8 protein-coding genes and 1 pseudogene are annotated in these 10173 nt (G+C 44.0%); 5 read left to right on the top strand and 4 right to left on the bottom strand.

The genetic code is table 11. The features are described from left to right. Both A1232T_RS01745 and A1232T_RS01740 read right to left on the bottom strand, forming a co-directional pair. Window positions 1-209 (bottom strand): annotated as a pseudogene (locus A1232T_RS01745) (transposase); the annotation flags it as partial. A gap of 162 nt (window positions 210-371) precedes the next feature. Beyond that, window positions 372-1178: an IclR family transcriptional regulator gene (locus A1232T_RS01740; RefSeq protein WP_077447759.1), complete on the bottom strand. Its 807-nt coding sequence runs from the start codon at window positions 1176-1178 to the stop codon at window positions 372-374. A gap of 258 nt (window positions 1179-1436) precedes the next feature. On the opposite strand from A1232T_RS01740, the gene A1232T_RS01735 reads away from it, so the two are divergent. Both A1232T_RS01735 and A1232T_RS01730 read left to right on the top strand, forming a co-directional pair. Continuing rightward, window positions 1437-2642 carry an acyl-CoA dehydrogenase gene (locus tag A1232T_RS01735; protein WP_077447758.1) on the top strand — a complete coding sequence of 402 codons (1206 nt, stop codon included), beginning with the start codon at window positions 1437-1439 and terminating at the stop codon, window positions 2640-2642. A gap of 188 nt (window positions 2643-2830) precedes the next feature. After that, entirely contained in the window at window positions 2831-4063 is a 1233-nt protein-coding gene (locus A1232T_RS01730; RefSeq protein ID WP_077447757.1) for a CaiB/BaiF CoA transferase family protein, read from the top strand. A gap of 126 nt (window positions 4064-4189) precedes the next feature. On the opposite strand, the gene A1232T_RS01725 is transcribed toward A1232T_RS01730, so the two are convergent. Continuing rightward, window positions 4190-4981 (bottom strand): IclR family transcriptional regulator, encoded by a 792-nt coding sequence (locus tag A1232T_RS01725; protein WP_077447756.1) that lies wholly within the window; start codon window positions 4979-4981, stop codon window positions 4190-4192. Between the two features lie 323 nt (window positions 4982-5304). Between A1232T_RS01725 and A1232T_RS01720 the strand changes: the two genes are divergently transcribed. The 3 genes from A1232T_RS01720 to A1232T_RS01710 all read left to right on the top strand — a co-directional run bounded on the left by A1232T_RS01720 (window position 5305) and on the right by A1232T_RS01710 (window position 9781). Beyond that, window positions 5305-6759: an NAD-dependent succinate-semialdehyde dehydrogenase gene (locus tag A1232T_RS01720; RefSeq protein ID WP_077447755.1), complete on the top strand. Its 1455-nt coding sequence runs from the start codon at window positions 5305-5307 to the stop codon at window positions 6757-6759. 207 nt (window positions 6760-6966) lie between these two features. Next, complete coding sequence (gabT, locus tag A1232T_RS01715; protein ID WP_077447754.1) at window positions 6967-8226, top strand: 4-aminobutyrate--2-oxoglutarate transaminase; 1260 nt, start codon at window positions 6967-6969, stop codon at window positions 8224-8226. 115 nt (window positions 8227-8341) lie between these two features. Further along, window positions 8342-9781, top strand: coding sequence for an APC family permease (locus A1232T_RS01710; protein WP_077447753.1), 1440 nt, complete (start codon window positions 8342-8344; stop codon window positions 9779-9781). A 109-nt stretch (window positions 9782-9890) separates the two neighbouring features. Here the strand turns inward: A1232T_RS01710 and A1232T_RS01705 are convergent. Beyond that, on the bottom strand, window positions 9891-10173 hold a 283-nt coding region (locus tag A1232T_RS01705), incomplete at its 5' end, for a transposase (protein ID WP_425272051.1).

The raw sequence follows: 10173 nt of genomic DNA, 5'->3' as shown, positions 1-10173 counted from the left end.
CCTTGTAAGCTGTTTTCAAGTAACGGCTTACTAAGCTCTTGATAGCTGATGTTGTCATTATGCACAAATCGCCATAACGCTTGGGTCTGAGCAAAACTGCTTTTAGTATCCATAGTTGCTTTCATACCAGCATGTAGATAACCGTTTGGGTGAGTGTGATTGTGTACGAGTTGTTGATATCGTTTGATGAGCCTCGTATCTAGCTCCATTTTATCTATGCCATACTGCGCTATTTTATCAAATTTATGCTCACTGATAAATTGTGTAGATACCTATGCCCTGAAGTGGGTGGTTTTACGGCGATAGGTGATAAAAAAACAAAAAGGGTGAGTCCAATGACTCACCCTTTTTTTAATTTAAAAGCTGTAAATTTACAATTCTTCAATCTGTTTGGCCAATGCTTGCAGCTGTGGCACGATATAAGCAATATACTCTTGCGGCTGCCACAGCGCTCTAGGCACACTGGCGTTCAATGAGTGAGTGTACTCGCCCTGAACTTGATCATACAAAGGAATGGCGACCGCTAAAATATCTGGCGAAAACTCCCCATCTGATAAGCAATAACGATGGGACTGATAAAATTGTGTCGCCTCTTTTAGTTTTTGTATGGCGGTTTGCTTCTCACTAGAACCCTCTGCATAGGGTAAGTTATCAACAACCTGCTGCTGAGCATTTAGGTTTAGGGCAGAGTAGTAGGCACGGCCTAAGGCAGTTTGTTCAAGTGGCACGGTTGAGCCTACCGATAAATTAACGGCCAATCGAGCAGGACTTCGATAGCAGGCCAAATAGCGCATCTCTCCTTCACTTTCAGTCGCAATATTCACCGATACCTGATGTTTCAAAGCAAACTCTTTAAGTAGAGGCAGGGCATCATCGACCATATCTTGGTTTCTCCACGCCCCTGCACTAAGCTTTAATAAGTTTTTACCCAATTTAAAGCGGTCATTAGTGCCTCTAGTAATAAACTTCAGTGTCAGCAAGGTATGCAGCAGTCGGCTAACCGTCGCTTTAGGTAATCCTGTGATTTCGCATAACTGCTGGTGAGTCAAAGTTTGCTCATTTTCAAAGGCACTCAGTAATAGCAGCCCGCGGCCAAGTGAAGTAATAAAAGCTTTGTCGTCCTGTTCTTTGGCCAACAACAGAGCGTCGTTTATGGTATCAGTTAGGGTGTTTTGCATCGGACTTATCTCCGTTGTTTGGATTTTTATTTTCTTTATAAAGGAGTGATTGTTCTGCTACTAGGTAATCAAATTAACAGAGTAATCAAAAAATTCTTTACTTCGATAATCAATTCTGCTTTAATTGGTTTTAATAAATGAAACATTGTTTCATTATGCGAAACAAATTTAGTTTATCAGAGTTTATTTTTATTCGCTAGTACTAATGCCATCAGTAAATAACATCGTTTTATTAAAGACGACAACAAGGAGCCTGTTATGTCAAACGATACCAATACCGCTTACGCTACTAAAAGACCATCATTTGTGTGGTCAGATCCTTTTTTATTGCACAATCAACTGACAGAAGAAGAGCAAATGGTACAAAGATCTGCTCATGATTTTTGTCAGACAGAGCTGATGCCAGGCATCTTACAAGCCAACCGCCATGAAAACTTTGACCGCAATATTATGCGTCAAATGGGTGAGCTAGGTCTGCTAGGTGTGACCATTGATGGTTATGGTTGTGCGGGTTTATCAAGCGTGGCGTATGGGGTGATTGCTAAGGAAGTAGAGGCAGTCGACTCAGGGTATCGTTCGGCAATGAGTGTGCAATCAAGTCTGGTAATGCACCCAATCTGGGCGTACGGCACAGAAGAGCAGAAAGAAAAATACCTACCCAAGCTTGCTTCGGGCGAATATGTGGGCTGTTTTGGCTTAACAGAACCAGATGCGGGTTCAGATCCAGGTTCTATGAAGACCCGTGCTAAAAAAGTTGACGGCGGATATCAGCTTAAAGGCAGCAAAATGTGGATTACTAACAGTCCGATTGCTGATGTGTTCGTGGTGTGGGCAAAAGATGATGAAGGTGACATCCGCGGCTTTGTGCTAGAGAAAGGCATGAAAGGCTTATCAGCACCTAAGATTGAAGGTAAGTTTTCACTGCGTGCGTCAATCACTGGCGAAATCGTCATGGATAACGTGTTTGTGCCAGAAGAAAATGCGTTTCCAGAGATTCGTGGCCTAAAAGGTCCCTTCGGCTGCTTAAACAAAGCGCGTTACGGTATTGCTTGGGGCTCAATGGGTGCGGCTGAATTCTGCTGGAAAGCAGCCCGTCAATATACGCTAGATCGTAAGCAGTTTGATCGTCCACTGGCAGCGACACAGTTAGTGCAACTAAAACTTGCTGATATGCAGACAGAAATTGCTCTGGGTTACCAAGCGGCACTGCGAGTGGGTCGTTTAATGGATGAGCACAATGCCGCACCAGAGATGATTTCTCTAATTAAGCGTAACAACTGTGGTAAAGCGTTAAATATCGCTCGTGTTGCTCGTGATATGCATGGCGGTAACGGTATCAGTGATGAATTCCATGTGATTCGTCATGTGATGAACTTAGAGGCGGTGAACACTTATGAGGGTACTCATGATGTGCATGCGCTTATCTTAGGCCGTGCTCAAACAGGCATCCAAGCCTTTGCTTAATTTTTGCATAGAAAGTAGGGTAACTGCTTATTCAGAGGTGTAGAAGAAACCGTCTTTTTAAAAAAAAGTCCCTTAAAATAGAGCTAGAAAACCAAACCGCCCAGATAAGCACTTGTTGATTGTGATTAAAACGCAATAAGTAAGGCAACATCTGCGGCGGTTTTTTTAATGAATACGAGAGAGATATTATGCAAGATAATCAAGGACACGATGAGACAGGCCAGCAGCCGCAAGCACTGAGCGGTATCAAAGTTCTGGACTTGTCACGGGTATTAGCTGGTCCATCAAGCACGCAGATATTAGCAGATTTGGGCGCAGATGTTATTAAAGTAGAGCGCCCAGTGGTTGGCGATGAGACCCGTCACTGGAATCCACCAAGTTTTACAGATGCAGACACAGGCGATGAAATAGCCGCTTATTTTGCAACGGTTAATAGAAATAAAAAATCAATCACAGTAGATATTACTAAGCCAGAAGGCCAAGATATTATCAAAAAACTGGCCGCAGAAAGTGATGTGGTGGTTGAAAACTTTAAGGTCGGTGGGCTAAAAAAATACGGTTTAGACTATGAATCGTTAAAGGCAATAAACCCAAGATTAGTCTATGCATCTTTGACAGGGTTTGGTCAATATGGGCCAGATGCCAAAAAGCCGGGATACGATTACATTATTCAAGGTTTGTCGGGCCTGATGAGTATTACCGGCCCTAGTGATGGGGAGCCGCATAAAGTCGGTGTGGCTGTGGTTGATTTATTTGCTGGCCTACAGATGACCGTGGGTATTCAAGCGGCCTTAATTGCTCGAGAAAAAAGCGGTGAGGGTCAATATTTGGATGTGGCCTTACTAGACAGTGCAGTGGCCATGTTGGCTAATATTGGTATGAATCAGTTAGCAACGGGTAAAACGCCACCACGTCTTGGTAATGCACATCCAAATATTACCCCGTATCAGGTATTTGAAACCAAAGAGGGCAGTCATTTTATCTTGGCCTGTGGTAACGACAGACAGTTTGGCAAAGTGTGTGATGTGCTAGAGCTGCCACTCAATACCGATGACCGCTATAACACCAATCCTAATCGCGTGGCGAATCGAGAAAGTTTGACTGCAGCATTGACCGATGCCTTCAAACAAAAGACGCGTGAAGAGTGGTTAACTCAGCTTCAAGATGCTGGCGTGCCTTGTGGCCCTATCCATAATGTCACTGAAGCATTAGCCATGCCACAAGTCATTGCACGCGATATGATCGTCAGCTTTGAGGGCAGCCCAGTAAGAGCGCTAGGCAGTCCGATCAAGTTATCAGCAACGCCAGTACGCTATCACCGTGCGCCACCAAAATTGGGTGAGGATACTAAGCAAGTATTGACTCAGATGGGGCTGACTGACGAAGAAGTTCAACAGCTACAAGACAATCAGGTTGTCTAACAGTCTATATTAAGAAAGCATAAGAGTAAAAAACCAGCCAGCAAGTTCATTCTTGCTGGCTGGTTTTTTGATGTAGTAGGGGGTTATTTTTGAGTGATTACTTTAATTAAAAGCTTAACAGATAAGCTATTTTAGTTTTAGGACACCCAGTCTCGATGAGATGTCGTGAGCCAGTGACAATAAGGCTTGACTGACCGCTTCACGATGTAACTCATATTCTTCTTTGACAAAGCTAATGGCCATACCAGCCAGTGGGTTACCATCATTATCAACGACACAAGTTCCCAAACAGTACATTCCCTCTCTTAATTGTCCGTCATCAAGAGAAATTCCCGTCTTACGCACTTCATCTAACTCATCAATCAAAATATTAAGCTGTTGCACACTACGCGAAGTGTAGGCCTTGGGCATTTGCTGACTGAACAGCTGAGTGATGGTTTCATCATCATAGGTAGACAGCATGGCTTTGCCAGTGGCCGAGAATGGAGCAGGTACACGAACCCCAGATCGGAAGGTAAAGCCCAGTGGTGCCGGCGATTCGTGACAGGCTAAGAAGACCACTTCTTTGCCATCAATCTTGGATAGGGTGACGGTGTGCTGCAATAAGATAGGGTGATTAACAATCAGATCGTGGAATACATCAATAATACTGTGCTGTTTTTCATATTTTCCCGCCCAGTACAGCAGGTACGAGCCAAGATGGAAGCGATTGTCGCGATCTTTAAAAACCAAATGCTTGGATAACAAGCTTTGTAATAAATTGTGGGTACTACTGCGGGGTAGCTCTAATTTTTCAGCGATTTCTGCAGAGGTGAGAGGAAAGTTGGTATCGGTAATTAAATCGAGAATCAAACACATTCTGTCAATAGCAGGGACACTAACAGGGGGTTTTGGGTCGCTAGATTTCAAAGTGGTCATCCTATGTAACACCTAAATAATAATTAAGTTGAGTCCATTCAACATCTTAAAAAGACCAGAGCGTAATGCATAACCTATTATCTTAACGGCTCTAAACCCAGGTTTTTGATTTTAGACAGTCAAAATCTGTAATTAGGGTGTTGCAATTATGCTCAAAGTAAACTTATAATAGGCTATCTCATATATGAAATGCAAATTCAGTATGCTGAATTACAAGGATGGGTAATTTAAATACTATGATGACGCAGTTATGACGATTGCGATATCAAGTATTCAATAATAGAGGCGGTCAAAAACTGCACTATATGACAAGGATGGTTTACATGTTTACTTTGCAAAATTCTGATCTATTAAAAACTCAGTGCCTTGTTGGTGAGGGCTGGGTAGATGCCGAAGACGGCGCAACAATTGATGTCACCAATCCATTCAATGGCGAACTACTGGGTAGTATTCCAAGCTTAAGCCAATCTCAAATCGAAAAAGCCGTTGCTGATTCCGAGCAAGCACAGATTGGCTGGGCAGCCTTGACTGCTGCTGAGCGTGCTAAGTTATTACACAAATGGGCAGATCTGATTGATGAAAATCATGAAGATTTGGCTGTGTTAATGACCGCCGAGCAAGGTAAGCCTCTAAAAGAATCACGCGGTGAAATCACCTATGCCAACAGCTTCATTCGCTGGTTTGCCGAAGAGGGCAAACGTGTCTATGGTGATGTCATCCCTTCTACCAAACCAACTCAGCGTATTACCGTATTAAAACAGCCAGTAGGTGTTTGTGCGGCGATTACGCCTTGGAACTTCCCATCTGCCATGATCACTCGTAAAGCCGCACCTGCATTAGCAGCGGGCTGTACTATGATCGTGAAACCAGCCACTGAAACGCCATTTTCTGCCCTTGCTTTAGGTGAGCTTGCGATTCAAGCGGGTATCCCTAAAGGCGTTCTACAAATCGTTACCGGTAAATCATCGGTTGTGGGCGGTGTGCTGACTTCAGACAAACGTGTACACAAGCTATCGTTCACAGGATCTACAGAAGTGGGCCGTACCTTGATGGCTCAGTGTGCCCCAACCATCAAAAAGCTATCTTTAGAGCTGGGTGGTAATGCGCCATTTATCGTATTTGATGATGCTGATCTTGAAAAAGCAGCAGACGGCCTGATTGCTGCCAAATACCGTAACGCGGGCCAGACTTGTGTTTGCGCCAACCGAATCTACGTTCAAGACAGCGTTAAAGATGACTTTATGAAAGTATTCTTGAAAAAAGTCGCTGAGTTGTCGGTCGGTGATGGTCTAAAAGAAGGTGTCGATATTGGACCATTAATCAACCAAGGTGCTCTAGATAAAGTATCAGGACTGCTTCAAGATGCGTTAGATAAAGGCGCAGAGCTGTTAGCAGGCGGTGACATTAATTCAGCATCAAAGCTTACGATGAACCCAACGGTTATCAGTAATCTGACGGATGATATGGATATTGCTCACGAAGAAATCTTTGGCCCAATCACTACTGTGTTTACCTTCAGTGATGAGGCGGAAGTGATTAAGCACGCTAACGATACCATTTATGGTTTAGCTGCTTACTTCTATAGCAATGACTTAGCCCGTTCATGGAGAGTATGTGAAGGCTTAGATTACGGTATGGTTGGTCAAAATACTGGTATTTTATCAACCGAAGTGGCGCCTTTTGGTGGTGTGAAGCAATCTGGATTTGGCCGTGAAGGGTCGAAATACGGTATTGATGAGTACGTTACCATTAAATACTGGGCACAAGAACTAGGCTAATCGGTATCAGCCAAACATAAGACCGATTTAAGCTAAAAATAAAAGAAATAAATTTCATAAGTTTGAAAGACATCCCCTCTATATTGGGTAGAACCTATAAGAGGGGGATAGGCTGGCAAATCGCCATAATATGAGAATCAAAGTTGGGTGAACCAACGGGATATCAAAAAATGCACCTGCATTTATGACAATACAAAGGATGTAGATATGAGCAAGCTAACTAACCAATCACTATTAGAGCGTCGTACGGCTGTTTTACCAAAAGGTCTGGGTATTGCTTTCCCAATTTTTGCGGAGAAGGCACAAAACTCTGAGCTTTGGGACGTTGAAGGCAAACGTTATATTGACTTTATTGGCGGTATCTCAGTTCTTAACACAGGACACAATCACCCAAAAATTACAGCCCGTGTACGTGAACAGCTAGACAAGTTTACCCATACTGCAGCTCAAATTGTCAACTATGAAAGCTATGTCACTTTAGCTGAGAAACTGTGTGAGCTTGCCCCAATCAGCGGCGACAAAAAAGCAGTATTCTTCACGACAGGTGCTGAAGCAGTAGAAAACACCATGAAAATTGCCCGTGCTAGCACAGGTCGTCATGGCGTTATCTCGTTTGCTGGTGGCTGGCACGGTCGTACGCACATGTGTATGGGTCTAACGGGTAAAGTAATTCCTTACAAAAACAACTTTGGTCCTATGCCAGCATCAATCTATCACGCCTTATTCCCAGCACCAGAGCTGGGTGTGACTGAAGAGCAAGCGATTGCGAGCATCGAAACTATTTTCCAATCTTCTATTCACCCAAGTGATGTGGCGGCAATGATTGTTGAGCCTGTACAGGGTGAGGGCGGTTTCCACCAAGTCACTCCAACGTTTGCTAAAAAGCTACGTGAAATATGTGATGAGCACGGCATTTTACTAATCTTTGATGAAGTGCAAACCTGTTTCGGCCGTACCGGCACCCTATTTGCAACTGAGCAGTTAGGCGTTGAGCCAGATTTAATGACCAGTGCGAAGAGTTTGGCAGGCGGCTATCCTATCTCAGCGGTTATCGGACGTGCAGAAGTGATGGATGCTCCTCAGCCAGGCGGTTTAGGCGGTACTTACTCAGGTAACCCATTGGGCTGTGTGGCTGCACTTGCCGTGATCGAAGTGATTGAAGAAGAAGGTTTGCTTGAGCGTAGTAAAGTAATCGGTAACACCATTGCTGATTTCTTAAAAGGTCTAAATAGCGACAAGATTGGCAACATTCGTCACAAAGGCGCGATGCTAGCCTTTGAGCTAGTAGATGCAGACGGAAATCCAGATGCAGATGCAACCGCTAAGCTACGTGCTGCTGCTTTCGAGAAAGGCTTACTACTGGCCTCATGTGGCCGATACGGCAACGCTATCCGTGTGATGGTGCCATTAACCGTATCTGATGAGGTGCTGCAAGAAGGCTTAGATATCATCAAAGAGGTACTGTAATTAAAAAAGTGTCATACGTTTAAGTTTGACAAATAAATGATGCTCTCAATGTCTTTTACAGGAAAGTAAGGGGTATTGAGGCTCTTAAACCAACAGATAAAATCAGGGAGTTGATATGTCTGGATTAAGAAAATCATTAGGAATGATAGATATCGTTGCGCTGGCGTTTGGTGCGATGGTCGGTTGGGGCTGGGTTGTTCTTGCTGGTGGCTGGGTTATCTCAGCAGGTATTTGGGGGGCTGTATTGGCCTTCTTGCTGGGTGGGCTAGCGGTTATTTTTATCGGTGTAACTTACGCAGAGCTTGCCTCATCAATGCCGATTACAGGAGGGGAGCACACTTATACTCATAGGGCACTTGGGGTGCATGTCTCCTTTATCTGTTCGTGGAGTATTTTGTTTGGTTATCTATCGGTTGTGGCCTTTGAGGCAGTGGCATTACCTACAGTTATTGAATACCTGATTCCAAACTTTAACCAAGGGCTACTATGGAATGTGGCTGGCTGGGATGTGTATGCTTCTTGGGCCGGGGTAGGTATGATTGGATCTATCTTAGTCACATGGCTAAATATCCGTGGTATGGAAGTGAGTGCTTGGTTCCAGAAGTTAGCCGTTGGCGGTATTTTAATTGTGGGTACACTGCTGATGCTGGGTGCGATTTTATATAACCCTGCCAACTCTGATGCGGTTCAAGCCCCTGCATTTATTGGTGGTATTGGCGGTATGATGGCGGTTATTGTTATGGTGCCGTTCATGTTTGTTGGCTTTGACGTGATTCCGCAGGCTGCTGAAGAGATTGACTTAACCCGTCCCAAGATTGGTATCTTCTTAATCGTATCACTGATTGTTGCGGTTGCTTGGTATGCCGGCGTTGCTTGGAGCGTGGGCCGTACATTGCCTTTAATTGAAGCTCAAAATTCAACATTGGCTACTGCTGATGCGATGAGTAATGCGTGGAATGGTAAATGGGCAGGTGTGTTGTTGGTTATTGGCGGTGTTTTGGGTATCTTATCGAGCTGGAACGCTTTCTTAGTTGGGGGTAGCCGCTTAATGTTCGCGATGGCTAAGTCGCACATGTTGCCAGGCTTCTTGGCGAAGCTTCATCCCAAATACAACACGCCGGTTAATGCTATTTTATTGATTGGTGGTTTGGCCACTTTTGCCCCACTATTTGGCCGTAAGATGCTGGTTTGGATTGTTGATGCCGGTGGTTTTGGTATCATTATTGCTTACACCTGTGTGGCAATCTCTTTCTTGGTGCTGCGTTATCGTGAGCCTGAGATGGTCAGACCATTTAGAGTACCTGCAGGTAAGCTGGTTGGTGTGGTTACCATTATACTAAGCCTTAGTTTACTAATGCTTTATATGCCAGGCATGGCTTCAGCGCTGACAGGTATCGAGTGGCTTATCTTCTTAGGCTGGACCATTTTTGGTTTGATTTTATATGGGTATTCAATGTCTAAATATCCAGGTAAGAGTAAAGCTTACATGGATGCTGAAATTGATGCCGTGAAGCAGTTAAACGTTGAATGGCTAAAAGAGAATAAGCTGCTTTAAACAGTTTTAGCATTTGATAATACAATAAAAAGCTCTGCCAATTGGCAGAGCTTTTTTTATACAGCAGGCTTGAACAACGTTCTTTTTGCTTTTATAGCTTACACCAATTCTAAAAAATAACACTCAAGTCGCACCACTCCCGCTGAGTGATAGACCTAATTAAGTTAGTCTCATTACACAATGCATTCCAAGCGTCACATGCCGCATCGACAATCGCATCATAACTCTCAAAACAGCGATTAGATAACCAATGCTGTTTAAGGTACTGCCATACCTGTTCAGCAGGGTTAAGTTCAGGTGAGTAGGGAGGCAATTTAAGCATGGTCACATTGTCTTGATCCAAACTTGGTTGGTGCCATAGCGCCCCATCCATGACCACCACGGCATGCCGA

Origin of the sequence: Psychrobacter pasteurii, from assembly GCF_900162815.1 — a bacterium.
Lineage (GTDB): Bacteria > Pseudomonadota > Gammaproteobacteria > Pseudomonadales > Moraxellaceae > Psychrobacter > Psychrobacter pasteurii.
This window is presented reverse-complemented; position numbering and strand designations above follow the sequence as displayed.